Origin of the sequence: Xanthomonas sp. DAR 80977 (assembly GCF_041240605.1) — a bacterium.
GTDB lineage: Bacteria > Pseudomonadota > Gammaproteobacteria > Xanthomonadales > Xanthomonadaceae > Xanthomonas_A > Xanthomonas_A bundabergensis.
In genome coordinates this window covers 1,691,944-1,718,155 of the sequence record NZ_CP162487.1, presented here as the reverse complement: position 1 = coordinate 1,718,155, position 26,212 = coordinate 1,691,944, and the positions used below count along the sequence as shown (strand labels likewise).

Below are 26,212 nucleotides of genomic sequence, written 5' to 3'. Positions count from 1 at the left end.
CGGCATCCGCATGGCTGTATCGCCCCTGTCCCCCGCTGCGATCGACGACGCCGGCCTGGTCGCCAGCGGCCGCCGCGTGGTCGAGATCGAGCAGGCCGCGCTGGGCGCGGTCGGCGCGCGCATCGGCGCCGAGTTCGCCGCCGCCTGCCGGCTGATCCTGGCCTCGCGCGGGCGCGTGGTCGCCACCGGCATGGGCAAGTCCGGGCACGTGGCGCGCAAGATCGCCGCCACCCTCGCCTCCACCGGCACCCCGGCGTTCTACGTGCATCCCGGCGAGGCCGGGCATGGCGACCTGGGCATGATCACCGACGCCGACGTGGTCCTGGCGCTGTCCTATTCCGGCGAATCCGACGAGATCCTGATGCTGCTGCCGGTGCTCAAGCGCCAGGGCAACGCGGTGATCGCGATGACCGGCCGCGCCCAGTCCACGCTGGCCCGCGAGGCCGACCTGCACCTGGACGTCAGCGTGCCGGCCGAGGCCTGCCCGCTGGACCTGGCGCCGACCTCCAGCACCACCGCCTCGCTGGCGCTGGGCGATGCGCTGGCGGTGGCGCTGCTGGACGCGCGCGGCTTCACCGCCGACGATTTCGCCCGCTCGCACCCGGCCGGCAGCCTCGGCCGGCGCCTGCTGCTGCACATCACCGACGTGATGCACGGCGGCGACGAGCTGCCGCAGGTGCGCGAGGACGCCAGCCTCAGCGAGGCGCTGGTGGAGATGAGCCGCAAGCGCCTGGGCATGACCGCGGTGGTCGATGGCGACGGGCGCCTGCTCGGCCTGTTCACCGACGGCGACCTGCGCCGCACCCTGGACAGCGCGCTGGACGTGCGCCAGACCCGCATCGCCGACGTGATGACCCGGCAGCCGCGCACGATCGGCGCCGACCAGCTCGCCGCCGAGGCCGCGCGGCTGATGGAAACCCACAAGATCAACGGCTTGATCGTGGTCGATGGCGACGGCCGCGCGGTCGGCGCGCTCAACATTCACGACCTGTTGCGCGCCAGGGTGGTTTAACAGCCTGAACTTGTTCACCGCCCGCCGGCGCCCTGCGCCGCTGGCCCTGGCCGCTGGAAAGCCGGCCTTCCCGCCCCGATATAGCGAACCATGCCCTATTCCCCGCTGGCCGACCTCCCCGCCGACCTGATCGAACGTGCCGCGAAGATCCGCCTGGCCTGCTTCGACGTGGACGGCACCCTGACCGACGGCCGCCTGTACTACGACCGCGACGGCAACGAGAGCAAGGCGTTCAACGTGCTCGACGGCCAGGGCCTGGTGCAGCTGCGCCGGCACGGCATCGAGGTCGCGCTGATCACCGCGCGGCCCAGCCTGGCCGCGGAGAAGCGCGGCCAGGAACTGGGCCTGCTGGTGCAGATCGGGGTCAAGGACAAGCGCGCCGGGGTGCAGGCGCTGTGCGACGCCCGCGGGCTGAGCCTGGAGCAGGTGTGCTTCATGGGCGACGACCTGCCCGACCTGGCGCCGCTGCGCGTGGTCGGCCTGGCGGTGGCCCCGGCCAATGCGCATCCGTGGACCGCCGAGCACGTGCACTGGCTGACCCGCGCCCGCGGCGGCGAAGGCGCCGCGCGCGAGCTGTGCGACGTGCTGCTGGCCGCGCAAGGCCACGTCCCCTCGCTGCTGCAGGAGCATGGCGCATGAACTGGCGTACCGTGCTCGGCGGCCTGCTGCTGGTCGCGGCCGTGGTCAGCGGCTGGTCGGCCTGGCACCAGCGCAGCAAGCCGGCGCCGACCTCGGACGAGGAGGCCCGCTCGGACTACATCGCGCACGATTTCCAGATCGTCGCGCTGGACAAGCAAGGCAAGGAGTCCATGACCCTGCGCGCGCCGCAGATGGAACGCAGCCGCGCCGACCAGACCATGGCGATCGAAACCCCGCTGTTCCTGATGCCGGACGCCAATGGCCAGCACTGGGAAATGCGCAGCAAGACCGGCTGGGTCAGCGCAGACGGCACCGAACTGCGCCTGCGCGGCGACGTCGCCGGCGACAGCCCCAAGGTGCCCAGCATCCCGCCCACCACCTTCCGCACCCAGAGCCTGGACGTCTTCCCGCAGACCAGCACCGCGCGCACCGCCGAACCGGTCACCATGACCCGGCCCGGTATGATGCAGTCCGGCGTCGGCTTCGAGGTCGACTTGAAGTCCCGGCAGTACAAGCTCCTTTCACAGGTCAAGACCCGCTATGAACCCAACGCTGCCCGCTAAGCTCGCGCTGCTCGCCCTGCTGCTGCCCGCCGTGGCGATGGCCAAGTCGACCGATCGCAACCAGCCGATGACGATCGAATCCAACGACCAGAGCGGCAATATGCTCGACGACGACGGCAAGATCCGTTACTCGGGGAATGTCGTCATCGTCCAGGGCACACTGGAGATCCATGCAAGTACTGCCGACGTCTTCCGCAAGAGCGGCGACATCGACCGCGTCGTGCTGACCGGCAAGCAAGCCACGCTGAAGCAGGAACTGGACGATGGTTCGCCGATGGACGCTGTGGCCGACAACATCGACTACAAGGTCGGCACCGACACGGTGGTGCTGACCGGCAACTACCGCATGACCTCGCCCAAGGGCACCAACGCCGGCCAGCGCATGGTCTACAACACCAAGACCGGCGACATGCAGGGCGGCGGCGACGGCACCCGCGTGCACACGGTGATCCAGCCGAAGAACGCGGCGCCGGCCGGCGCCCCGGCCACCGGCGCCAAGCCGGCGGCCAAGCCGGCCACGACCACGCCGGCCAACCCCAAGCAAGGGGGCCAGTGATGCTGCTCGCCGAAGGCCTGCGCAAGCGCTACAAGCAGCGCGAGGTCGTGCGCGAGTTCGGCCTGACCCTGGACGCGGGCGAAGTGGTCGGCCTGCTCGGCCCCAACGGCGCCGGCAAGACCACCTGCTTCTACATGATCGTCGGCCTGGTCGAGGCCGACGCCGGGCGCATCGTGCTCGACGGCAACGACATCACCGCGCTGCCGATGTACAAGCGCGCCAAGCTCGGCGTCGGCTACCTGCCGCAGGAGCCGTCGGTGTTCCGCAAGCTCAGCGTGGCCGACAACATCCGCCTGGTGCTGGAACTGCGCGAGGACCTGGACGACGCCGGGCGCGAGCGCGAACTGTCCTCGCTGCTGGACGAACTGCAGATCGGCCACGTCGCCGAGCAGCTCGGCGCCAGCCTGTCCGGCGGCGAGCGCCGCCGCTGCGAGATCGCCCGCGCGCTGGCGGCCAAGCCGCGGCTGATGCTGCTCGACGAACCCTTCGCCGGCGTCGACCCGATCTCGGTCGGCGAGATCCAGCGCATCGTCACCCACCTCAAGCAGCGCGGCATCGGCGTGCTCATCACCGACCACAACGTGCGCGAAACCTTGGGAATCTGCGACCGGGCGTATATCCTCAACGAGGGCAGCGTGTTGGCGCAGGGGGCGCCGGAAGCACTGCTGGCCAACAGCGACGTGCGCCGCGTCTACCTCGGGGAAACCTTCAGGCTGTGACCGCGCGGGCGTTGCGCCACGCCCTCTTCCGTCCGGCACAGGCATGAAAGCACGGCTGCAGACATCGCTGGGACAGCATCTGGTCATGACGCCGCAGTTGCGGCAGGCGATCAAGCTGTTGCAGATGTCCAGCGCCGAGCTGGAAGTGGAGATCGCCGAGGCGGTGGAGAGCAATCCGCTGCTGGAATGGGCCGAAGACGCCGCACCCACCCTGGAGATCGGCGCCGCCGGCAGCGCCGAGGGCGACAGCGAGGTCGCACCGCCGGCCGGCGATACGCTGGACAACGTCCCGCAACACGATGGCGACGACTGGTCCGACGCCGAACCGGCCTGGAGCAGCGGCAGCGGCGGCTCCTTCGACGACGACGACGACATGGGCAGCGCCGCCGAGCGCGTCGCCGAACCCGATACGCTGATCGACCACCTGCTGTGGCAGCTGCACCTGTCGCACCTGTCGCCGCGCGACCGCAGCATCGGCGCGGCGCTGATCGACGCGCTCGACGACGATGGCTACCTGCGCGAACCGCTGGCCACGATCGCCGAGACGCTGCAGCCGGACATCGTCGCCGACGAGGAGGAAATCCTCACCGTGCTGCACCAGATCCAGCGCTTCGACCCGGTCGGCATCGCCGCGCGCACGCTGGGCGAATGCCTGAACCTGCAGCTGGACGTGCTGCCCGCGGACACCCCCGGGCTGGAGCTGGCGCGCACCATCGCCAACGGCCCGCTGGAGAAGCTGCCGCGCAGCGGCATCGCCGGCATCGCCCACGAACTCAAGCGCCCGGCCTCGGCGGTGGAGACCGCGGTCGCCCTGCTGCGCTCGCTGGACCCGCGCCCGGGCAAGCAGGTCGGCGAACTCAGTGCCGACACCTACGTGGTGCCCGATTGCGTGGTCTGGCGCCAGCGCGGCGTCTGGCACGCGGCGCTGGCCGGCCACGCGCGGCCCAAGGTCACCATCCACCGCGGCTACGAGCGGATGATCCGCCAATGCGGCGAGAGCGACGCCGGCTACCTGCGCGGCCAGCTGCAGGAGGCGCGCTGGCTGCTGAAGAGCCTGGAAGCGCGCGGCGAGACCCTGCTCAAGGTGACCCGCTGCCTGCTGCGCCAGCAGGCCGGCTTCCTCGAGTTCGGCGAACAGGCGCTGCGCCCGCTGACCCTGCGCGAGATCGCCGGCGAACTGGGCCTGCACGAGAGCACCATCTCCCGCGCCATCGCCCGCAAATACGTGCGCACCCCGCGCGGCACCATCCCGCTGCGCGCCTTCTTCGCCTCCGGCATCGACACCGACAGCGGCGGCGAAGCCTCCAGCACCGCCATTCAGGCGATGATCCGGCGCCTGATCGACGCCGAGAACCCGCGCAAGCCGCTTTCTGACGCCAAGCTGGCCGACCTGCTGAAAAGCGCCGGCGTGCCGGTGGCGCGACGCACCGTAGCGAAGTATCGTGAGGCCATGAACATTTCCGCTTCCCACGAACGCGTCCGTATCGGTTGAGCGTCGGCGGCGGCGGCAATGGTTCATAGGTGAATCCCGAACCAAGGAGTATCCGATGCGTATCGAGACCTACGGCCAGCAGATCGAAGTCACCCCCGCCTTGCGCGAGTACGTGGAGACCAAGCTGCAGCGGCTGAAGCGGCATTACGAGGAAACCATCGAGGTCCGCGCCCAGCTGGCGCTGCGCAAGCCCGACCATCACGTCGAGGCCACCGTCAACGTTCCCGGCCGCACCCTGCATGCCGATGCCAGCGCGCAGACCATGTACGCGGCGATCGACCTGCTCGCCGACAAGCTCGACCGGCTCATCATCAAGCACAAGGAAAAGAAACAGGACCACCACGCCGCCGAGGTGCGCGACAATATCGTGTGATCCTGCACACGTTGGTCCCGCCATGCCTTTGACCGATCTGATGGCGGCCGTCCGCACCCAGGTGCTGCCGGCCGCCGATCGCGACACCCTGCTGCGAACCGCCGCCGGCCTGCTGGCCTGCCCGCAGGCCGGTTTCGACGAACTCTTCGCCAGCCTGCGCGAGCGCGAGCAGCTCGGCAGCACCGCCATCGGCCATGGCATCGCCATCCCGCACGGCCGCGCCCCGCACCTCGACGCCCCGCGCGGCGCCCTGCTGCGGCTGGACCAGCCGATCGACTTCGACGGCCACGGCGCGCAGGTCGACCTGATCTTCGCGATGGCCGTGCCGGCGCACTACACCCACCAACACCTGATGCTGTTGTCGGAACTGGCCGAACAGTTCTCCGACGAGGGCTTCCGCGACGCGCTGCGACGCGCCCCCGACGCCGCCGCGCTGCACGATCTGCTCGGCGGCGCCCCCCAGGCCAGCGCCGCATGAATACCAGCATCACCGCCCGCGAGCTGTTCGACCAGCAACGCGACCGGCTCGGCCTGCGCTGGCTGGCCGGGCAGAAGGGCGAGCACCGCGAGCTGGAAGCCGGCAACGCGGTGTCGCGGCGCCCGTCGCTGGCCGGCTATCTCAATACCATCTACCCGAACAAGGTGCAGATCCTCGGCACCGAGGAACTGGCCTGGCTGGATTCGCTGGATTCGCGCCAGCGCTGGGAGACCATCGAGAAGATCGTGCAGGTGCGGCCGCTGGCGCTGGTGATCACCAAGAACCAGTCGTGCCCGGAAGACCTGCGCGCGGCCGCCGACGAATCCGACACGCCGCTGTGGGTGTCGCCCAAGCGCGGCCACGAACTGCTCAACCACCTCTCCTATCACCTGGCGCGCACGCTGGCGCCGCGGGTGATCCTGCACGGGGTGTTCATGGAGATCTACTCGATCGGCGTGCTGATCACCGGCGAAGCCGGCTCCGGCAAGAGCGAGCTGGCGCTGGAACTGCTCAGCCGCGGCCATCGCCTGGTCGCCGACGACGCCCCGGAATTCACCCAGATCGCGCCCGACGTGCTCGACGGCACCTGCCCGGAACTGCTGCAGGACCTGCTGGAAGTGCGCGGCCTGGGCGTGCTCAACGTGCGCGACATGTTCGGCGACACCGCTGTAAAGAAGAACAAGTACCTTCGCCTGATCGTGCACCTGACCCGGCCCATGACCGAACCGACCCCGCATGGCTACGAGCGCCTGACCGGCGATTCCGGCACCCGCCACGTGCTGGACCTGGACGTGCCGCTGATCACCCTGCCGGTGATGCCCGGGCGCAACCTGGCGGTGCTGACCGAGGCCGCCACGCGCCTGCACATCCTGCGCACCAAGGGCATCGATCCGGCGGCGATGTTCATCGCCCGCCACAGCAACCTGCTCGAGCGGCGCAGCCCATGAGCACGGTGGCGAACACCTCCACCCTGGTGATCGTCAGCGGCCTGTCCGGCTCCGGCAAATCGGTGGCGCTGAAGACCTTCGAGGATCTGGACTACTACTGCGTCGACAACCTGCCGGTGGAATTGCTGCCGGCCTTCGTCAAGAGCCTGGTGCGCGACGACGTCGGCCCCGGCAAGCTGGCGGTGGGCATCGACGTGCGCAGCCGCCACAGCGACCTGGCGCAGCTGTCGCGCTGGCGCGAGGCGGTGGCGCAGTTCGGCCTGGACGCGCGGCTGCTGTTCTTCGACGCCACCGACGAGGCGCTGATCAAGCGCTACGCCGACACCCGCCGCCGGCACCCGCTGTCGCACCTGGGCCTGTCGTTGCCCGAGGCGATCGAGCGCGAACGCGCGCTCACCGAACCGCTGCGGCGCGAGGCCGACGCGGTGATCGACACCAGCGCGCTCAACGTGCACCAGTTGCGCCGACGGGTGACCACCGAGTTCGCGCTGACCAACGAGAACACCTTGTCGCTGCTGTTCGAGTCCTTCGCCTACAAGCGCGGCGTGCCGGCCGAAGCCGACTTCGTGTTCGACGCGCGGGTGCTGCCCAATCCGCATTGGGATCCGCAGCTGCGCCCGCTGACCGGCCGCGACAGCGGCGTGCGCGACTACCTGGACGCGCAGCCGGACGTGCAGCGGTACACCGCGCAGATCGTCGACCTGCTCGACACCTGGCTGCCGCGGCTGCGCAACGACACCCGCAGCTACGTCACCATCGCCTTCGGCTGCACCGGCGGCAAGCACCGCTCGGTGTACCTGGCCGAACGCCTGGCCCGCCACGCCCGCGAGCAGGGCTGGCCGGAGGTGGCGACGTTCCATCGGGAGCAGGACTGAAGGGCCGGGATTGGGGATTGGGGATTGGGGATTGGAGATTCGGGATTGGCAAAAGCGGGAGCGGCTGCGGCCGTTGCTCTGGCGTTTGCGAATCCCCATTCCCGAATCCCCAATCCCGGCCTTCCAGCCATTCCCTGCGCCCTGCCCGACCTGTTAACGTTCGCCCATGGCCTGTGGCATTCTCCTGATTACTCATCCCGATGTGGGCGCGGCGCTGTTGCGCGTGGCCACCGGATTGTTGCGGCAACTGCCGCTGAAGACCGAAGCGTTCGAAGTGCCGCTCGATGCCGACCTGGACGCGCTGCTGCCGCAGGCGTCGGCGGCGTTGCGGCGGGTCGACGATGGCGACGGCGTGCTGGTGGTCACCGACCTGTACGGCGCCAGCCCGAGCAACCTGGCGACGAAACTCGCACGCCTGGGCACGCCGGTGCGGCGCGTGTCCGCGCTGAGCCTGCCGATGCTGCTGCGGATCATGAACTACCCCGAACAGGGGCTGGACCAGCTGCCCGGCATCGCAGCCGCTGGCTCGCGCAACGGAGTGGTGATCGACGATGCTTGAACGCGAACTCATCGTATCCAACCGCCTGGGCCTGCATGCGCGCGCGACCGCCAAGCTGGTGCAGACGCTGTCCTCGTTCCGCTGCAACGCCACGCTGGCGGCGAAGGGCCGCGAGGTCAACGCCAAGAGCATCATGGGGGTGATGCTGCTGGCCGCCGCGCAAGGCACGCCGGTGACGGTGCGCGTGGACGGCGCCGACGAAGCGCAGGCGCTGGAGGCCGTGGTCGGCCTGTTCGAGCGGCGCTTCGACGAGGACAGCTGAGCATGCGGCGCCGGCTGTGGCAGGCGACCACCCCGCCCCGCCGCCGCGGGTGCGTGCGGTGAGCCTGCGCATCGCCGGCCATGGCGCCTCGCGCGGCAATGCGCTGGGCCGCGCGCGCGTGCGCCTGCCGCATGCGCTGGAGGTGGCCGAACAACGCATCGGCGCCGCGCAGGTCCCGGCCGAACTGGAACGCCTGCACCTGGCGGTGAATGCCGCGCGCGAGGAAATGCACGCCCTGCGCCAGCGCCTGCACGGCGCCCTGGCCAAGGAAGTCGGCGAGTTCCTGGACCTGCACGCGCTGCTGCTCGACGACCCGGAACTGCTGCACGGCCTGGACGAACTGATCCGTACCGGCCGCTACAGCGCCGACTACGCCCTGCGCCTGCAGCGCGACCGGCTGGCGACCGTGTTCGACGACATGGAAGACGCCTACCTGAAAAGCCGCATGGACGACCTGGACCATGTGATCGGGCGCATCCACGCCTTCCTGCAGAAGCGCCAGCCCGACAGTGCCGGCCTGGCCGGCGAGATCCTGGTGTGCGAGAACGTGGCGCCGTCGGAACTGGCGCAGCTGCAGGCGCAGGGCGTGGTCGGCATCGTCACCAGCGCCGGCAGCGCGCTGTCGCACAGCGCGATCCTGGCGCGCAGCCTGCACCTGCCGCTGGTAGTCGGCGTCGCCGATGCGCTGCAGAAGATCAACGACGGCGATGTGCTGATCGTGGACGGCGTGCAGGGCGCGGTGATCGTCGAACCCACGCCCGACGACCTGCGCGACTACCGCGCCCGGGTGCGCGACCAGGCCAAGCTGCAGCGCGGCCTCGGCAAGCTGCGTTCCAAGCCCAGCCGCACCCGCGACGGCGTGGACATCGTGCTGCTGGCCAACGCCGAGTCGCGCGACGACGTGGCCCGCGCGCATGCGCTGGGCGCCGACGGCCTGGGCCTGTACCGCACCGAATTCCTGTTCCTGCAGCGCGACGCGCTGCCCGACGAGGAAGAACAGTTCCGCACCTACCGCGACGCGGTGCTCGGCATGAGCGGGCGCCCGGTGACCATCCGCACCCTGGACCTGGGCGCGGACAAGGCCGACCGCACCGGCCTGACCCTCGGCAACGAGCAGAACCCGGCACTGGGCCTGCGCGGCGTGCGCCTGTCGCTGGCCCGGCCCAAGGTCTCGGACACGCAGCTGCGCGCGATCCTGCGCGCCTCCGGCTACGGCCCGGTGCGCGTGCTGGTACCGATGATCAGCGCGCGCGAGGAGATCATGGCGATGCGCCGGCACCTCAAGCGCGTCGCCGCGCAGCTGCGCCGCGAGGGCCATGCCATCGCCGAGCAGGTGCAGATCGGCGCGATGATCGAGGTCCCGGCCGCGGCGATCGCGCTGGACACCTTCATCGACGACATCGACTTCCTGTCGATCGGCACCAACGACCTGGTGCAGTACCTGCTCGCCGCCGATCGCAACAACGAAGCGCTGGGCGAGCTGTATTCGCCGCTGCACCCGGCGGTGCTGCGCCTGATCGCGCAGGTGATCGCCACCGGCCAGGCCCACGCCAAGCCGGTGGCGGTGTGCGGCGAGATCGCCGGCGACCCGGCGCTGACGCCGATCCTGCTGGCGCTGGGCCTGCGCGAGTTCAGCCTGCACCCGGCGACGATGCTGGAAGTGCGCCGGGTGATCCGCGACACCGACCTGCAGGCGCTGCGCCTGCGCGGCGCCAAGCTGCTGCAGGCGCGGGACCGGAAGGGGATCGAGCGCTGGCTGGCTTGAGAGCCGGGATTGGGGATTGGGGATTGGGGATTCGCAAGAACAAGAGCGTGTGTGGCCGCCGGTGCTGGCGCAGTGGTGCCCTGCCCTGACTCCCCGACGCTTTGACGGCAAGGGCACGGGATGGGAGCCCCTCCTGCAGGGAACAGACGCCGATTTCGGGCATGGCGCTTTTTTCGCCAACCCGCCGGTCACGATTTCGCCGGACCGCGCCGCGCCGCTGCAAATCCCCAATCCCCAATCCCCAATCCCCAATCCCCGCCCGCTGTGCTTCCCGCAACATGCAAGCGATAATGTTGCGATGAACATCTGACCGACCGCGAGCCTTCGGCGCGCGGCCTTCCACTTTCAGGAGCAGCGCATGGCCGATGCCGTTCGCCACGACAAGACCGCGCGGCAGCTGCGTTTGCTGTCCGATGCGCTGGACAGCGGGCGCCTGGGCCCGGTGCGCCGGCTGGTCAATACGCTGGCGCCGGCCGAGATCGGCAACCTGCTGGAGTCGCTGCCGCCCGGCAAGCGCGTGGTGGTGTGGGGCCTGGTCGATCCGGAAGACGACGGCGAGGTGCTGCTGCACGTCGGCGAGGAAGTGCGCGAAAGCCTGCTCGCGGACATGGACCCGGACGAGATCATCGCCGCGGTCGAAGACCTCGACATCGACGACCTGGCCAACCTGGTCGAGGATCTGCCCGACACGGTCATCGACGAAGTGCTCAAGTCGATGGACCGCGAGAACCGCGAGCGCCTGGAACAGGTGCTGTCCTATCCCGAGGACAGCGCCGGGCGCCTGATGAACCCGGACGTGGTCACCGTGCGCGCCGACGTCAACGTCGACGTGGTGCTGCGCTACCTGCGCCTGCGCGGCGAACTGCCCGACCACACCGACCACCTGTTCGTGGTCAGCCGCCGCCACCAGTACCTGGGCCGGGTGTCGCTGGCCGCGCTGGTCACCCACGAGGATTCCACCCCGATCAACCGGCTGATCGACGACGAGCAGCCGGCCATCGACGTGGGCGAAGGCGCCGACGAGGTCGCCCGGCAGTTCTCCGACCACGACTGGATCTCCGCGCCGGTGGTGGACGACAACAACATCCTGCTCGGCCGCATCACCATCGACGACGTGGTCGACATCATCCGCGACCAGGCCGAGCACCAGGCGTTCAGCGCCGCCGGCCTGGACGAGGACGAGGACATGTTCAGCCCGGTGCGGCGCGCGTTCCGGCGCCGCCTGCTGTGGCTGACCATCAACCTGGGTACCGCGTTCATCGCCTCCAGCGTGGTCAGCCAGTTCGAGGGCACCATCTCCAAGCTGGTGGCGCTGGCCGCGCTGATGCCGATCGTGGCCGGCATGGGCGGCAACGCCGGCACCCAGGTGCTGGCGCTGATGGTGCGCGGCCTGGCGCTGGGCCAGATCGGCGCCTCCAACTTCACCGTGCTGCTGCGCAAGGAACTGGCGGTGGCGCTGATCAACGGCCTGGCGCTGGGCATCGGCCTGGGCCTGATCGTGCTGGCGTGGTTCAAGCAGCCGCTGCTGTCGCTGGTGATCGGCTCGGCGCTGACCATCAACCTGCTCACCGCCGCGCTCGGCGGCGTGCTGGTGCCGCTGACGCTCAAGCGCCTGGGCTTCGATCCGGCGCTGGCCGGCGGCGTGATCCTGACCACCCTGACCGACGTGATGGGCTTCCTCAGCTTCCTCGGCCTGGCCACGCTGGTGCTGCTGTAGGCCGAAGCGCATAGCCTCCAGCACATGGCCAATCAGGCGGCGGCGCACGCGCGCGCACATGTGTCGGCTTTCCCGCAGGCGCTTGCCGGGCCGGCGCCGCCCCGCCGGACCGCACGCGGCCTGCGCCTGACTGGCGCATGTCCGGCCCCAGGCCCTGGCGGCACGGCGCTCTGTCGCCGGAGCGCCGGGACGCCGATACTGGAGGCTCCCACCGCCGAGGGCCGCCCATGTCCATGCGTTCGTTGCTGATCCTGCTGTGCCTGTCGATGGTCGGTTGCAGCAGCCTGCCCAGCGACCCGGCCACCGGCCACTTCGTGTCCCGCCAGCTCACCGTGGACGGGCGCCTGTACCGTTACCAGGTGTTCGTGCCGGCGCCGTCGCAGCGCCAGGGCGCGGTGCCGGTGGTGCTGTTCCTGCACGGTTCCGGCGAGCGCGGCAGCGACGGCAAGCAGCAGGCCGATGCCGGCGTGGGCCCGTACCTGCGCCGCCACCTGGGCGACTTCCCCGCATTGGTGGTGATGCCGCAGGTGCCGGACGATGAGGAATGGAACGGGGTCAACGCGACCATGGCGCTGCAGGCGCTGGACGCGGCCAGCGCGGAATTCAACGGCGATCCGCAGCGCACCTACCTGACCGGCATGTCGATGGGCGGCTACGGCACCTGGGAAATCGCCCTGCAGCAGCCGCAGCGCTTCGCCGCGCTGGTGCCGGTCTGCGGCGCGATCCTGTCCCCGCACGAGGACCGCGAATACCTGGTGGTCACCCCGGTGGCGGAACTGTCCGACCCCTACACCGCGCTGGCCGAGCGCCTGCAGCAGATCCCGGTGTGGATCTTCCACGGCGCCGAGGACGACGTGGTGCTGCCGCACGACGACCGCAAGATCTACCGCGCCTTCAAGAACCTGGATGCCGACGTGCAGTACACCGAGTACCCGGAAGGCAACCACAACGCCTGGGACGCCACCTACCGCGATCCGAAGATGTGGCAATGGCTGTTCGCGCAGAAGCGCGACGACGCCACCGCCGAGACGGCGGCCAGCAACGACTGAGCGTGCTTCGGCGGCAACAGGCCCGCGCGCGCCGGATCGCGCGCTTGACAGACCGGTGCGGGTCGGGGCCATGATCCGCCGCAGCAAGGTCGCGCGGGGGGCGCATGCGGCACCATCGGACACTTCGCGTCGCCGTCTGGGCATTGTTCGCCTGCGCCAGCTACGGCGCCGCGGCGCAGGTGACGACCTATCTGGACGGCACGGCCGCCGCGCGTCCCGGCGTCGAGTACCGCAAGGAGCTGCTCGCCCTGCAGAAGCGGATGGATCGGCTGGACGCGGCGGACATCGCCCTGCTGGATCGGGTCGTCGGCTATTGCCGTGCCCAGCAGCGCCCCGGGCTGCGCGCGGTCAGCGTCGCCGATGTGCGCGAGTACGAGGACTACCTGGCCGCGCACGGCGACGGCCAACCGACCGAATGGATCGACATCAGTTGCGCCACGGCGCTGCAGATCCGCGGCTATGCCGCCGCCGCGCACCAGCAATGGCCGCAGGCGCTGGACTGGCTGGACCAGGCGGTCGCGCTCGGGCCGTATCTGCTGCCGGCCTATACCGAGCGCGGCTACGTGCTGCGCAACATGGGCCGGATCGACGAGGCGCTGTCCACCTACCGCCAGGCGCTGGCGTTGGCCGAGACCTATCCGTTCGCGCGGCCGGGCCGCGCCCTGGCGCTGCGCGGCCTGGGCTCGGTGCTGATCGACACGCCGGACAAGGCCGGCGCGCGCGCCGCCCTGCAGCGGTCGCTCGAGCTGGAACCCGGCAATGCCACCGCGCTGCACGAACTGAAGTACCTCGACGACCTGGAAGCGGCAACGCGCAGCGCGCACTGACAACGCCGCGCTGGGCGACCGCGGACCGGCGCCAGCGCAGTCGCGGCTGCCGTGCACGCCCTGCCCCGCTACGCGCCTTGGCGCAGCGGCGTGCCAAACCGCGTACAGTCCGCGATTTCGCGCACCGGCCGAACATGAGCACCGCCCCGCCCTTTCCCCAGGCCGAGTTTCTCGCCCGGCTACGCGCCCGCGATCCGGGCGTCGCGGCGCTGGCCGGCGCTGCGACGCCGCTGCTGCTGCCCGGAGCCGAGGGCGACCCCTGCTGGCACCTGAGCGACAGCGGACGCTGGCTGCTGCAGCTGCTGGAGGCCAGGCAGGCGCTGCTGCAGGCGACGCACGCGACCAGGCTGTCGGCCGATGCCCTGCGCCGCGACCAGAAGTTCGCGCCGCCGGGGCGGCCGTCGCTGCACCTGGTGCAATTGCGCCAGCGGCAGGCGGCGGCGCAACAGGCGCTGCGGCGCGCGAAACAGGACTTCGCGCAGGCCGCGGCCGGCTTCGCGCGCAGCGCCGCGCTGGCGCCGCCGGCCAGGCTGGGCCTGAGCGAGTTTCTGCAGCGCTGGATCGACAGGCATGTGCTTTAGTTGCGGGGATTCGGGATTGGGGATTGGGGATTGGTGAAAGCTCGGCGGTGGCGATCGTTGGGGCGACGTCCACTTGCAGCGCATCCATGACAGCGGTGCCCACTTCTTCCTAGTTCCGGGCCCGCACCGCCGCTGAACGCCAGCGCGCGCAGGCCATGCAGCGCTGGATCGACAGGCATGTGCCTTAGTTGCGGGGATTGGGGATTCGGGATTGGGGATTGGTGAAAGCGCGGCGGTGGCGATCGTCGGGGCGACGTCCACTCGCAGCGCATCCATGACAGCGGTGCCCACTTCTTCCTAGTTCCGGGCCCGCACCGCCGCTGAACGCGACCGCGCGCAGGCCATGTAGCGCTGGATCGGCAGGCATGTGCCTTAGTTGCGGGGATTGGGGATTCGGGATTGGGGATTGGTGAAAGCGCGGCGGTGGCGATCGTTGGGGCGACGTCCACTTGCAGCGCATCCATGACAGCGGTGCCCGCTTCTTCCTAGTTCCGGGCCCGCACCGCCGCTGAACGCGAGCGCGCGCAGGCGCGGCGCGCTGCGCCCGAGTCGCAGCCGGCGGCGAGCGGCTTGCTATCCTTGCCGGCCCGTTCTTCCCCGCCGATACGCGTGCCGATCGCCGCCATGTCCGTCCTTCCCCACGCCTACGCCGCGGACCGCAGCACCGCACCGATCAACCGCCAGCGGCGCGGCGTGCACGCACCCTGCCCCGCCGCCGCGGCGGCATGCGCATGCTGAGCGGACACGCGGCGAATCTCGCCACCTGGAGCATCTGCGCACTGGCCACCGCCGGGGTGATCGCGCGGCCGTTCAAGCTGCCCGAGGCGCTGTGGGCGGTGGGCGGCGCGCTGCTGCTGATGCTGCTCGGGCTGATGCCCGGCGTCGAGGCCTGGCATGCGGTACTGAAGGGCTACGACGTCTACCTGTTCCTGATCGGGATGATGCTGCTGTCGGAAACCGCGCGCGCCGAAGGCCTGTTCGACTGGGTGGCGATGCATGCGGTGAACCTGGCCAAGGGCTCGCCGCGGCGGCTGTTCGCGCTGGTGTTCGGGGTCGGCATCGTGGTCACCGCGTTCCTGTCCAACGACGCCACCGCGGTGGTGCTGACCCCGGCGGTGTACGCGGCGGCGCGCAAGGCCGGGGCCAGGCCGCTGCCGATGCTGTTCGCCTGCGCGCTGATCGCCAACGCCGCCAGCTTCGTGCTGCCGATCTCCAATCCCGCCAACCTGGTGCTGTACGGCGGCACCATGCCGACGCTGGGCGCGTGGATGGCCGCCTTCGCGCTGCCCTCGCTGCTGGCGATCGCCGTCACCTTCGGCATGCTGTATTGGGCCGAGCGCAAGGACCTGACCGGGCGCTGCGCCGAGCGCGTGGACACGGTGCCGCTCAGCCGCGGCGGCGCGTTCGCGCTGGCCGGCATCCTGGCCACAGCGGCGCTGCTGGTCGGCGTCTCCGCGCTGGGCCGCGACCTGGGCCTGCCGACCTGCCTGGCCGGCCTGGCCACGCTGGCCGCGGTATGCCTGGGCGGACGGCAATCGCCGCTGCCGCTGGCGCGGGCGGTGTCGTGGGCGGTGCTGCCGCTGGTGGCCGGACTGTTCGTGCTGGTCGAGGCCCTGTCGCGCACCGGGGTCATCGCCTGGCTCGCGCAGGAACTGGCCGGCGCCGCCGCGCAGTCGCCGGTGGCCACCGCCGGTACCGCAGGCGCGTTGCTGGCGTTCGCGTCCAACCTGATGAACAACCTGCCGGCCGGCCTGATCGCCAGCACCACCATCGCCCAGGCGCATCCGCCGCAACTGGTGGTCGACGCCCTGCTGATCGGGGTGGACCTGGGGCCGAACCTGTCGATCACCGGCTCGCTGGCCACCATCCTGTGGCTGACCGCGATCCGCCGCGAAGGCGAGGACGTGGGCTTCTGGCGCTTCCTGAAGGTCGGCGCGCTGGTGATGCCGCCGGCCCTGCTGTGCGCGCTGGGCGCGCGGCTGCTGCTGGGCTGAGCATCGCCGCTTTATCGCCGCGTTTCTGTAGGAGCGGCTTCAGCCGCGACGAACGCGAGCACGGCGCTTTCCGTCCATCGCAACAGACACAGCGCTCTCCACGGCCTCATCGCAGTGCCCGGCATCGGGTCGCGGCTGAAGCCGCTCCTACAGGAAGCGCGGCGCCCTACCCTGCGCGCCCCGCGCGCAGCCGCCGCGCCAGGCCGCTGAGCAGCGCGATCGCCGCGGTCAGCGCGGCCATCGACAGGAACTGCGCGCGGGTGTCGGCCGAGGCCACCAGCAGGCCGAAGATCAGCGCCAGGATCGCCAGCGCCAGCACGGTCAGCACCGGATAGCCACGCATGCGGAACGGCAGGCGGGTGCCGGCGCGATCGGCGCGCGCGCGCAGGATCAGTTGCGACAGCAGCGAGATCGTCCACACCAGCAGGCAGGTCGCGCCGACGATGTTCAGCAGCACCGGCAGCACCCGGTTCGGATACAGCAGCTCCAGCACCGCGGCGGCGAAGCCGAACAGCACGCTCGCCAGCACCGCCAGCAGCGGCACCTGCTGGCCGCTGGTGAAGGCCAGTGCGCGCGGCGCCTCGCCGCGCTGCGCCAGCGAAAAGATCATCCGCGAGGCGCCGTACAGATTGGCGTTGAGCGCCGACAGCAGCGCGATCACCGCGATCAGGGTGATGCCGGTGGCCGCGCCCGGGATCCTGGCCGCCTGCAGCACCGCGGCGAACGGCGAACTCAGCGCCTCGCTCTGCCACGGCACCACCGCGATGATCACGCTCAGCGAGCCGATGTAGAACACCAGGATGCGCCAGGCCACGGTGCGGATCGCGCGCGCGATGCTGCGCTCCGGGTCGGCGGTCTCGGCCGCCGCCACCGCCACGATCTCGGTGCCGCCGAAGGCGAACACCACCACCAGCAGCGCCGCGCCGATGCCGGCCAGCCCCTTGGGCGCGAAACCGCCGTTGCCGGTGACGTTGGACCAGCCCGGCGAGGCCACGTTCGGCAGCCAGCCGGCCAGCAGCGCCACGCCGATCAGGATGAAGGCGACGATCGCCACCACCTTGAGGATCGCGAACCAGAATTCGAACTCGCCGAAATTGCGCACGCCCAGCAGATTGATCGCGGTGAACGCGGCCATGAACACCACCGCGACCAGCGGCACCGGCAACGCCGGCCACACCGTGGCCAGCAGCCCGGCCGCGCCCACCGCCTCGGCGGCGATCACGATCACCAGTTGCAGCCACCACAGCCAGCCCACCGTCGCCCCGGCGGTGGCGCCCATCGCATCGGCGGCATACACCGAGAACGCGCCGCTGGCCGGCTTGGCCGCCGCCATCTCGCCCAGCGCGTTCATCACGATGATCACCAGCGCGCCGGCGACCAGGTAGGAGATCAGCACCGCCGGCCCGGCCGCATGCACGCCGACGCCGGAACCCAGGAACAGGCCGGCGCCGATCGCGCTGCCCAGTCCCATCATGATCAGTTGCCGCGGCTTCAGCGCATGGCGCAAGGCAGGCGCGGCGGACGGGGCGGCGGGACCGGGAGGCATGGACGGATGCGGCATCGGGTTCGTCGATTGGCAGGAATCCCGACACGATACCGCGTCGCGATGGCGCCGTGCTCGCCTGCGCACGCCTTCGGATCCTCCGCAGGGCGTGCCGGGTCTGGCCGGCGGGCAACCGGCGCTCCAGCCGACCGGCTGCGGCGCATCGCGACATCGGCAGTGCGCGCGTGGCAGCGCCGCGCCGGTGGCTGCGACCGCCACGTCCGAACCGCGAGGCCGCCGCCACGCGCGTTCGAAGCGCGCCGCGTCGCCCGGATGCGGCCGCATGCCCCGCTGCCGCCCTGCCCTGCGCCGCTGCCCTGCCCTTCGCTGCCCCGCCCCGCACACGCGCAAGCCGGACGGCACCTGCCGAGGCCCCGGGCGGCACCGCAAGTACGGATATACAAGACCTGCGCATTCCACCCCGGCGCGCTGCATGTCGTTGATTCCAGCTATTGACAGCGATACTAACGTCAGAAATACTGAACAAAGCGTCGGGTTGGAAGCCTGCCTCGATCGACTCTCGCACCGCCGTGCAAGGCGCTGCGCCGGTCGCCAGGTACGGCCTGCCCGCACGCGTGATGGCAGGCCAGGAGACGGCCTGCACCGAGCGGCCTGGCCGGAAAGGACCACGGCTGCCGCCCGGCCCATGCGCAACGGTCCGCTGCATCAAGACAAGGAGAGACACCATGATCAAACCCCTGTTGACCCTGGCCGTCCTGGCGGTCGCATTCACGGCGGCGCAGACGCAGGCCGCCGGGCAGAAGCTGCTCCCCAACGACGCGATCCAGGGCCTGGGCGACCGCGTCCCGGCAGGCAAGAAGAACGTCAGCCTGTCGCCGCTGTTCAAGGTCTACACGTTCGAGAAGTCCGGCCTGAGCTTCGCGCAGATCAACTCGTTGCAGGACGAGGTGATCACGGTGATCGCGGTCACCCCGGGCGCCGAATCGCGCCTGCCGATCGGCTCGGCCGCCGAAGAGCAGCTGATCGCCGTCAACGACGAGAAGGACCGCCCGCTCGGCATGGTCACCGCCGCCGCGAGCTGCCCGTGCAGCGCCACGGTGGTCTACCAGGACGCCAACAACACCATCGTCGTGGTCTACGGCTCCAACGGCGAATACATCACCTCGTACGTGATCCCGCGCACCAAGTCGCCGGCGGCACCGAAATGAGCCGATAGCGAGCGCTGTTCCTGCTTGGCCGAAGCCGCCCGAATGGGCGGCTTCTGCTCGACCGCCAGGGCGATGCCCGCCGCCGGTGCACCGCACGGCGGGCATCGCTCCCACGCACAGGCGCAGATGCCGGCAGAAGCGGCGGATACTCCGGCGCTTGCGATCAATCCAAGCCGGTCTTGCCCGGCGCCCAGTAGGCCCGGGTCATCAGCCTGGAGGCAGGCACGCCCTGTGCCCGCAGCGCGTGACGCAGGCGCTGGATGGAAGACGCCTTGCCGGTCAGCACGAAGGTCGCGCCGTCGGCGACGAGCGGCGGCAGCCGCTGTTCCATTTCCTGCAGATGCGCGTCGTTCTCCGCCCGCTCGAACAGCGCGACCCGCGTGAGGCCGAAGTGCGCCAGCACAGACGTCGCCGTGGCGACGGAATCCACTTCGAGCAAGCAGTGCGCAGGTTCGCCCGGCGCGTGGCGGGCGAGCGCGCCAAACAGTCCGATCGACGTCTCGTCGCCGAGCAGCACACGCTTGCCGGCAGCCTGGCCGAGGTCGAGCGACGCCCGTGGCCCAAACACATCGCACTCGTCCTCCGGGCTCAGGTTGCGCAGCCAGTTGCTCGCGGGTCCGGTGCCATGCGCGTACCCCAGGAAGCGCGTTCGGCCTGCCACCGGATCCCATTCCATGGGGGTGAAGGTCCGCGCGACGAACGCCGACCCCATCAGAACCTGCAGCTTCTGTCCCGGCGTCCAGACCACGCCTTTGAACGCCGCGCTTTCCAGTGCGATCGATCTGAAGCCTGCGGCGACGGTCTCGACCTGGGTCACCCGCGCGTGCTTCACGAACATGCGGATCAGGGTCTGCGTCAATCGTCCGGGCTTCGTGTCCGGCTTGTTCATCGGGTCGGCACCTTGCATAGGGGAGGCGGCCATCTGCGGCCGCGGCATCCGGGAAATTTCCACATGGCGCCGACAGACGCCATGAACCTCGCGACACGCAGCGGCGGCATGTCCGGCTGGCAACGGGCCAGGCGCCTCGACGTCGGCAAACCGATCGTCGGCGGTTCCATCCTGTTTGCTGCGCCTTCGCGAACGGCCGCTGCGCGGTCCTGGCGCCGAGTCCTGCGTTCGCTGGACTCATGCCGCGACCTGCTGCTGGCAGGGATGGCGATCTGGCTCCTGTCGTGGCGCAGGATAGAGCGCCCTGCGCTTGATGGCATTGCGCAACAAGGCCAAGATGTTTCGATTTCCTGCCAAGCCTGCCGGACGGCGACGGGGTTGCATGCCTATCCTGAACGATCTATCGGCTGCGGCGGATCGAGGCGACACCGGCTGGGTCGAGCCCGACGATGTGCCGCGCCCCATCGTGACGTTTGGTTTCCTGAGCGACGACCTCGGTCGCGTGGAAATGGATTTTCACCGTCACCGCAAGAGCCAGCTGATGCTGTTGCTGCGCGGGACGCTCAGCTGCGAGCTGGAAAGCGGGCTGTGGATGGTGCCGCCGCAAAGCGCGCTCTGGGTGCCTGGCGATGTCCTGCACAACGTCACCGCTGCGGGGACGATCGAAGGCTACATCGTCTTCGTCGATGGCAGCCTCGCCGCCACTCTGCCGCAGCGCTGCTGCGCAATCGCGATCACGCCGTTGCTGCGCGAACTGCTGATCCGCTCCGCCGGCTTTCCACTGCTGTATCCGGAGGGCGGGATGGAATCGCATCTGGCGACGCTGCTGCTGGATGAAATCGCCGCCATGCCGACGGGCAACCTGCACCTGCCCATGCCGCAGGACACCAGGCTGCGCACATTGGCCCGGATGATCATGCAGGCACCCGCAGACCGCGGCACTGTGCAGACCTGGGCCAGGCGCGTGGGCCTCAGTGAACGGACCATGGCGCGGCTTCTGACCAGCGAAACCGGGATGAGCTTCGGGCGCTGGCGCCAGCAGATTCACCTCATGCTTGCGCTGAAGTGGCTGGACAGCGGCTCTCCGGTGCAACAGGTGGCGGACAGGCTCGGCTACGAAAGCGCCAGCAGCTTCGTCACCATGTTCCGCAAATCGCTGGGGACCTCGCCGGGACGCTACATGCAGGAGCGGCGCTTCGCGCAAGCCTGAGCGGCGCGTCGTCACGCCTTCGCGGCGCCGGCGTTGGTTGCGGGCACAGGCGCGGCGGTGCGAAGGCGGTGCGCTGGATCCGTTGCCGCAGCGCCATGCACGGCGCGAGGGCGGGCCACCGCTGCGAACCCCGCTCCACATGCGTGCGGCGCCAGCGTTGCGCTGCAGGCCGCCGCACCCGCGGCCGCCGCAGGCTCAGTGCAGCTGGTTTCCCGACAGGACCTGCTGCACCACCAGCAGCGCCGGATCCCGCGCATCCACCTGCTGCAGGCGCTGCTCCAGTTCCTCGTCGCTCAATACGCCTTCGCGATGCAACCACTTGAAGCGGTTGCGGCGCTGCTCGGGATGTTCCTCGGCGAGCATGACGTCGTATTCGCGCCGCAGATAGTTGGCGCGGCGCTGTTCGATCTGCGCGAGGATCCGCTCGCCGTCGGCGTTGCGGATGATCAGCAGATTGCCCTTCTCGGTCGGAAGGATCAGGTAGTGGGTCACCACCAGGTGATAGGCGGCGTAGCAGATGATGCCGATCCACAGCCAGAACGAGGGCGCGAACGCATGATATTTCAGCGAGGACGTCACGGTCAGCACCAACCCCAGCACGCCCCACAGCAAACCGGCATTGCGCAGCCACTGATTGCGCTCGGTCAGGGTCTGGCGGTCGCGACCGATATCGCCGTAGCCCACCGAGAAGCTGCGGCTGCCGGAGCCGTCCTGCACCGAATAGTGCAGCTCGTCGTCGCCGAAGACGTAGCGGATATGGTTCGAAAAACGGCGCTGCTGGATTTCCACGATCGTCCCCTGATCAACGACACCCGCCCCCTGCCGGTGCCCGCCTGGCAAATATAGCCAAAATCGCGGCGATATGCTGTCGACCGGGCGCCACGTTCGCCTGCGGCCTGCACCGGCAGCGTTTCCGCCATCAGAGGCGATGCGCGCGCCAGTGGGACCTCATCCGCCGCACGCCGCCGGCAACGCCCGCACCTCGCGCTAGGGTCCGGCAGGGGCCGACGGTTGCGGGGCCTGCGCCGGGGCGCGGTTCTGCTCGTCGTAGGCACGGACCAGATTGTGCTGGTCGGTCTGGTACACGGTCTCGCGCATGTCCGGCGCCGGCGCATTGGCGTCGACCTGGGCGCGGAATCCGGGGGTCTTGCCGCTGACGAAGATCTGATCGTTGTGCAGCGTCGCCGCGCCGAGCTGGTCGACACGCTCGATGCCTTCGGCCTTGGCCGCCAGCAGCGCCTGCGCGACCTTGGTGTCGGAGACCTGCGCCGGCAGTTGCGCGCGCAAGGCATCGAAATAGGCGCGGTCGGGATGGCCCGGCGGGAATCGATCCTGGGCTTGGTCCTGCAGCCGCGAGACGTCGCGGTTGATGCGGTCCACATCGTCGCCGCTGACCAGTTCGCGTTGCGGGTCGCCCTGCGCCAGGCGCAGGCGCGGATCGTCGGGATACAGCTGGCGCAGGCGTGGATCGGACAGGCCGGTGGCCAGTTCGCCATTGCGCAGCGCCGCATACGTGCGCCGCGCCAGGTCCGGCGCATCGGCGGCGGCATCGCCCAGGCGGCGGCCGGTCTCGTTGTTCCACAGGTCCATGCGATGTTCGTACGGATCGTTGGGATGCGCCGCGCCGATCTCCGCGTCGTTGCCGAAATGGCGTGCGACCCATTGCATGCCGCCGGCGACCTGAGTGACGCGGCCACTGGTGTAGGCATGGCGAAATGCATCGAGCTCGTCGTTGTGACCCTGCGCGGCGAAGCTGCCGTCGGGCCGCCTGGCCAGCGGCGTGCCGCTCAACTGTTCGTAGTACCGATAAGCCTCCTGCTCGATCTCCCGCTTGGCGCCTTTCGGGTCGGTGATGTCCACCATGGCTAGCCTCCCTGGCCGCTCTTCTGGAATTCCACCGGGCCGGCGTACCCCGGATATTTCTTCTTGACCAGGATCCTGTCGCCCGGAGCCAGGCAGGCATCCTCCAGCGAGCCCCGTACGTGGCCTTCGTCGACGAAGAACTCCTCGTAGGGCAGCGCCAGCACGCGTTCGTGGCCATCCACGGTGAACTTCAGCAACAGCGCATCGTCGCGTTCGAAACACAGTCGCTGCCACGCGAACGCGGTCAGTGCCGAGGCCGGCACCTCCACCGCATCGCGGCCGCCCAGCAGCGCATCGACCTGGTGCGCGAATTGTTCTTTTGAAAGCGGAGAATCGGCCATCGTGCATCCTGCAATCGAGACGAAAGAGAAGACCAGCAAGGCGAGACGGCGTGGTACCCGCATCCGCAGACGCGTGCGGGCATCGCCAACGGCACGCTGCGGCGCGGACAGCGCCGCGGTGGTGGCGTCGAACATGGGACGTGGCTCCTTCCGCCGTCGATGCCGCATTCTGGGGCAATCCGGCACACGGCTCAACAGCGCGCCGCCCCAGGAAGGCAGCGAATCCGACGGCACGCGGCGCATCGGACGCCTGGGCATTGCGCGACTGGCGACGGCGCATTGGCCGCGGCTGGATGCCGTGGCAGCCGCCCCTGCAGCGGCCGCGCGGCACGCGGTCCGTGTGCCGCGACGACAGGCCGCCCTCCAGCTGGAGGGCGGCGAACGCCATGACTTGCCGATCAGAACTCCTGCCAATCCTTGTCCGTGGCCAAGGCGACGGACTGCAGGCGCCGCGCCGGCATCGCCGGCACGGTGGCCGGGCGGGCGCCGCTGCCGGGCTTCGACGCCGCTGCGGCGAGCGCCTTGCGCACCGCCGGCGCTGCGCCATCCTCCAGCTTGAACAGGGCCACCGCCTGGGTCAGCTCGTCCGCTTGCTGCTCCATCGAGCGCGCCGCGGCGCTGGCCTCTTCCACCAGGGCCGCATTCTGCTGCGTGCTCTCGTCCATCTGGGTCACGGTCTGGTTGACCTGCTCGATGCCGGCGTACTGCTCCTGCGACGCGGCGGAGATCTCGCTCATGATGTCGGTGACGCGCTGCACCGAAGACACGATCTCCTGCATGGTCTTGCCGGCCTGGCCGACCAGCGCCGAGCCTTCGGCCACCCGGCTGACCGAGTCGTCGATCAGTTCCTTGATCTCCTTGGCCGCGCTGGCCGAGCGCTGCGCCAGGGTGCGCACTTCCGAGGCGACCACGGCGAAGCCGCGGCCCTGCTCGCCGGCGCGCGCCGCTTCCACCGCCGCGTTGAGCGCGAGGATGTTGGTCTGGAAGGCGATGCCGTCGATGACGCTGATGATGTCGGCGATCTTCTTCGACGAGGCTTCGATGCCGCTCATCGTGGTGACCACCTGGCCGACCACGTCGCCGCCTTCGGAGGCGACCGCGGCGGCGCCGACCGCGAGCTGGTTGGCCTGGCGCGCGTGTTCGGCGTTCTGCTTGACGGTGGAGGTCAGCTCCTCCATCGAGGCGGCGGTTTCCTCCAGGCTCGCGGCCTGCTGTTCGGTGCGCCGCGACAGGTCGTCGTTGCCGGTCGCGATCTCGCTGGCCGCGGCGTTGATCGATACGGCCGAGTGCTTGATCCGGCCGACGATCTCCGACAGCTGCTCGGCAGTGGCGTTGGCGTCGTCGCGCATCTGCGCGAACACGCCGCGGAACTCGCCGTGCATGCGTGCGGTCAGGTCGCCGTTGGCGATGGATTGCAGCAAGGCCGACAGGGATTGCAGGTTGCCGTCGGCGGTGGTCATCAGCTGGTTGAGGCTTTCCACCATGACCCGGAAGTCGAACTGGAAGCGCTCGGCGTCGCCGCGGGCGCTGAAGTCGCCGTTGGCGGCGGACTGCGCCAGCTGCTTGATCTGGCCGTTCATCGCCGACAGGTTGGCCTTCACTTCGTCCATGGTCTGGGTCAGCACCGCCTTCTCGCCGGGCAGCCGGTCCATGTCCTGGCTGAGGTCGCCGATCGCGTAGCGGCCCATGATCTGCGCCAGCTTCAGCTTGACCTCGATGTGCGAGCCGACCACGGCATTGGTTTCCGCCGCCATGCGGCCGTAGTCGCCGGGGAACGCGGAGGCATCCATGCGGAAGCTGATCTGGCCCGCGTCGTGGCGCTTGGCCATGTCCAGCTGCGCGGCGATCAGGCTGCGCAACTGGTGCTGCATGCCGTGCATCGCGCTGAGCAGACGCCCGGTTTCGTCGGTGGCCTGGGTCTGCACGTCGTTGTCCAGCTTGCCGTCGGCGATCGCCTCGGCGGCGCGCGTGGCGCGGCTCAGCGGCACGGTGAGGCTGCGCGTGATCAGCCAGGCCAGCAGGCTGCTGACCAGCACCACCGCCACGCCACCGCTGATCAGCAAGGCGCGGCCACGGTCCATCGCCGCGTTCGCCGCGGCATAGGCCTCGTCGGTGCGCTTGCGCTGCAGGGTCGCGTAGGCGGAGATGGCGTCCTGCCATTTCTGCGTCTCCGGCGCCGCCCGCTTCATCAGCGCGGCAAGCGCTTCGTCGGGCTTGTAGTTCATTCCCAGGTCGAGCACCTCCTGGTTGCTCGCGCGCGACAGTTCGCGCGCCTGATCGATCTGCTCGCGCATCGCAGCGCCCTCGGCGCTGGCTGGAAGCGCATAGAGCTTATCGCGCACCTCGGCGTAGCGCTTGCGCTGTTGCTCGATGATTTTGGCGAACTGGACATTCTCCTCCTGCGTGGTCGGCAGGACGATGTTGCGCAGATTGATGGCGATGACCGAGCTGGCCTCGAGCATGTCGCCGGTGTACTGGATGATGATCATGTTGCGATTGACGATGGTGTCCAAGCGCTCGCGCGCCTGCGCCAGGGTCACCACTCCCGCCACGACGAGGCCGCAGGAAAGCAGGATGAGCAGGCCGAACGCAAAGGAGAGACGCGTGCCGACGTTGTAGCGCTGAAGAAATCCGATCATGGGGAGTACCAAGGCTGGGGGAATGGAAGTGCGCCACGGCCTGGCAACGCCGCAGGACCGGGCACGAAACGGAACAGACCGCGAAGGCATGGCATGGCGCCTGCGGCAGGCCGGAAAATCGCAAGACCGAGGCCCACCGCGCGCGACGCC

At 69.8% G+C, this 26,212-nt stretch carries 26 protein-coding genes; 20 read left to right on the top strand and 6 right to left on the bottom strand.

Going from position 1 to position 26,212, the window contains the following annotated elements; translation table 11 throughout:
- Positions 1–10: 10 nt before the first annotated feature.
- From AB3X10_RS07205 to AB3X10_RS07120, 18 genes are all read left to right on the top strand, one after another.
- Entirely contained in the window at positions 11–1,012 is a 1,002-nt protein-coding gene (locus tag AB3X10_RS07205) for a KpsF/GutQ family sugar-phosphate isomerase (protein WP_369980297.1), read from the top strand.
- 90 nt (positions 1,013–1,102) lie between these two features.
- The gene (locus tag AB3X10_RS07200; RefSeq protein WP_369980295.1) at positions 1,103–1,651 is read left to right on the top strand and encodes a KdsC family phosphatase; all 549 of its coding nucleotides are present in this window, start codon (positions 1,103–1,105) and stop codon (positions 1,649–1,651) included.
- On the top strand, positions 1,648–2,214 hold the full coding sequence (gene lptC / locus AB3X10_RS07195; protein WP_369980293.1) for an LPS export ABC transporter periplasmic protein LptC: 567 nt from the start codon (positions 1,648–1,650) through the stop codon (positions 2,212–2,214). The genes AB3X10_RS07200 and lptC overlap by 4 nt, the downstream gene beginning before the upstream one ends.
- Positions 2,192–2,770 carry a lipopolysaccharide transport periplasmic protein LptA gene (gene lptA / locus AB3X10_RS07190; RefSeq protein WP_369980291.1) on the top strand — a complete coding sequence of 193 codons (579 nt, stop codon included), beginning with the start codon at positions 2,192–2,194 and terminating at the stop codon, positions 2,768–2,770. The genes lptC and lptA overlap by 23 nt, the downstream gene beginning before the upstream one ends.
- Positions 2,770–3,489, top strand: a complete 720-nt coding sequence (gene lptB / locus AB3X10_RS07185) for an LPS export ABC transporter ATP-binding protein (protein WP_145701897.1) — start codon at positions 2,770–2,772, stop codon at positions 3,487–3,489. Before lptA ends, lptB begins: the two co-directional genes overlap by 1 nt.
- Positions 3,490–3,532: 43 nt before the next feature.
- Complete coding sequence (locus AB3X10_RS07180; RefSeq protein WP_369980289.1) at positions 3,533–4,981, top strand: RNA polymerase factor sigma-54; 1,449 nt, start codon at positions 3,533–3,535, stop codon at positions 4,979–4,981.
- A 55-nt stretch (positions 4,982–5,036) separates the two neighbouring features.
- Positions 5,037–5,354, top strand: a complete 318-nt coding sequence (hpf, locus tag AB3X10_RS07175) for a ribosome hibernation-promoting factor, HPF/YfiA family (RefSeq protein ID WP_003478125.1) — start codon at positions 5,037–5,039, stop codon at positions 5,352–5,354.
- A gap of 22 nt (positions 5,355–5,376) precedes the next feature.
- Positions 5,377–5,832 carry a PTS sugar transporter subunit IIA gene (locus AB3X10_RS07170; RefSeq protein WP_263112842.1) on the top strand — a complete coding sequence of 152 codons (456 nt, stop codon included), beginning with the start codon at positions 5,377–5,379 and terminating at the stop codon, positions 5,830–5,832.
- A complete protein-coding gene (gene hprK / locus AB3X10_RS07165) occupies positions 5,829–6,779 on the top strand; it encodes an HPr(Ser) kinase/phosphatase (RefSeq protein ID WP_145703465.1) in 951 nt (316 codons plus the stop codon). Before AB3X10_RS07170 ends, hprK begins: the two co-directional genes overlap by 4 nt.
- Positions 6,776–7,654, top strand: a complete 879-nt coding sequence (gene rapZ, locus AB3X10_RS07160) for an RNase adapter RapZ (protein ID WP_369980286.1) — start codon at positions 6,776–6,778, stop codon at positions 7,652–7,654. Before hprK ends, rapZ begins: the two co-directional genes overlap by 4 nt.
- A gap of 166 nt (positions 7,655–7,820) precedes the next feature.
- The gene (locus tag AB3X10_RS07155; protein WP_369980284.1) at positions 7,821–8,213 is read left to right on the top strand and encodes a PTS sugar transporter subunit IIA; all 393 of its coding nucleotides are present in this window, start codon (positions 7,821–7,823) and stop codon (positions 8,211–8,213) included.
- Positions 8,206–8,475, top strand: a complete 270-nt coding sequence (locus AB3X10_RS07150; protein WP_145701907.1) for an HPr family phosphocarrier protein — start codon at positions 8,206–8,208, stop codon at positions 8,473–8,475. Before AB3X10_RS07155 ends, AB3X10_RS07150 begins: the two co-directional genes overlap by 8 nt.
- A 58-nt stretch (positions 8,476–8,533) precedes the next feature.
- Complete coding sequence (gene ptsP / locus AB3X10_RS07145) at positions 8,534–10,240, top strand: phosphoenolpyruvate--protein phosphotransferase (RefSeq protein ID WP_369980282.1); 1,707 nt, start codon at positions 8,534–8,536, stop codon at positions 10,238–10,240.
- A gap of 358 nt (positions 10,241–10,598) precedes the next feature.
- Positions 10,599–11,957 carry a magnesium transporter gene (gene mgtE, locus AB3X10_RS07140; protein ID WP_145701911.1) on the top strand — a complete coding sequence of 453 codons (1,359 nt, stop codon included), beginning with the start codon at positions 10,599–10,601 and terminating at the stop codon, positions 11,955–11,957.
- Between the two features lie 227 nt (positions 11,958–12,184).
- A complete protein-coding gene (locus AB3X10_RS07135) occupies positions 12,185–13,006 on the top strand; it encodes a prolyl oligopeptidase family serine peptidase (protein ID WP_369980280.1) in 822 nt (273 codons plus the stop codon).
- A 143-nt stretch (positions 13,007–13,149) separates the two neighbouring features.
- A complete protein-coding gene (locus AB3X10_RS07130) occupies positions 13,150–13,833 on the top strand; it encodes a tetratricopeptide repeat protein (RefSeq protein ID WP_369980278.1) in 684 nt (227 codons plus the stop codon).
- Between the two features lie 134 nt (positions 13,834–13,967).
- Complete coding sequence (locus AB3X10_RS07125; protein WP_369980276.1) at positions 13,968–14,414, top strand: hypothetical protein; 447 nt, start codon at positions 13,968–13,970, stop codon at positions 14,412–14,414.
- Positions 14,415–15,145: 731 nt separating this feature from the next.
- The gene (locus AB3X10_RS07120; RefSeq protein WP_369980274.1) at positions 15,146–16,408 is read left to right on the top strand and encodes an arsenic transporter; all 1,263 of its coding nucleotides are present in this window, start codon (positions 15,146–15,148) and stop codon (positions 16,406–16,408) included.
- Between the two features lie 166 nt (positions 16,409–16,574).
- Here AB3X10_RS07120 and AB3X10_RS07115 read toward each other — a convergent pair whose 3' ends face one another.
- The gene (locus AB3X10_RS07115; protein ID WP_369980272.1) at positions 16,575–17,969 is read right to left on the bottom strand and encodes an amino acid permease; all 1,395 of its coding nucleotides are present in this window, start codon (positions 17,967–17,969) and stop codon (positions 16,575–16,577) included.
- 668 nt (positions 17,970–18,637) lie between these two features.
- Here AB3X10_RS07115 and AB3X10_RS07110 point away from each other — a divergent pair.
- On the top strand, positions 18,638–19,120 hold the full coding sequence (locus AB3X10_RS07110) for a hypothetical protein (RefSeq protein ID WP_369980271.1): 483 nt from the start codon (positions 18,638–18,640) through the stop codon (positions 19,118–19,120).
- Between the two features lie 163 nt (positions 19,121–19,283).
- On the opposite strand, the gene AB3X10_RS07105 is transcribed toward AB3X10_RS07110, so the two are convergent.
- Positions 19,284–20,009, bottom strand: coding sequence for a siderophore-interacting protein (locus AB3X10_RS07105; RefSeq protein ID WP_369980269.1), 726 nt, complete (start codon positions 20,007–20,009; stop codon positions 19,284–19,286).
- 382 nt (positions 20,010–20,391) lie between these two features.
- Here AB3X10_RS07105 and AB3X10_RS07100 point away from each other — a divergent pair, with 382 nt between their 5' ends.
- On the top strand, positions 20,392–21,219 hold the full coding sequence (locus tag AB3X10_RS07100; RefSeq protein ID WP_369980267.1) for an AraC family transcriptional regulator: 828 nt from the start codon (positions 20,392–20,394) through the stop codon (positions 21,217–21,219).
- Positions 21,220–21,414: 195 nt separating this feature from the next.
- Here AB3X10_RS07100 and AB3X10_RS07095 read toward each other — a convergent pair whose 3' ends face one another.
- The 4 genes from AB3X10_RS07095 to AB3X10_RS07080 all read right to left on the bottom strand — a co-directional run bounded on the left by AB3X10_RS07095 (position 21,415) and on the right by AB3X10_RS07080 (position 26,062).
- A complete protein-coding gene (locus AB3X10_RS07095; RefSeq protein WP_369980266.1) occupies positions 21,415–22,008 on the bottom strand; it encodes a hypothetical protein in 594 nt (197 codons plus the stop codon).
- 198 nt (positions 22,009–22,206) lie between these two features.
- Positions 22,207–23,082 carry a DUF6973 domain-containing protein gene (locus tag AB3X10_RS07090; protein ID WP_369980264.1) on the bottom strand — a complete coding sequence of 292 codons (876 nt, stop codon included), beginning with the start codon at positions 23,080–23,082 and terminating at the stop codon, positions 22,207–22,209.
- A 2-nt stretch (positions 23,083–23,084) separates the two neighbouring features.
- Positions 23,085–23,558 carry a hypothetical protein gene (locus AB3X10_RS07085; RefSeq protein WP_369980262.1) on the bottom strand — a complete coding sequence of 158 codons (474 nt, stop codon included), beginning with the start codon at positions 23,556–23,558 and terminating at the stop codon, positions 23,085–23,087.
- 263 nt (positions 23,559–23,821) lie between these two features.
- A complete protein-coding gene (locus tag AB3X10_RS07080) occupies positions 23,822–26,062 on the bottom strand; it encodes a methyl-accepting chemotaxis protein (protein ID WP_369980261.1) in 2,241 nt (746 codons plus the stop codon).
- Between the last annotated feature and the right edge of the window lie 150 nt (positions 26,063–26,212).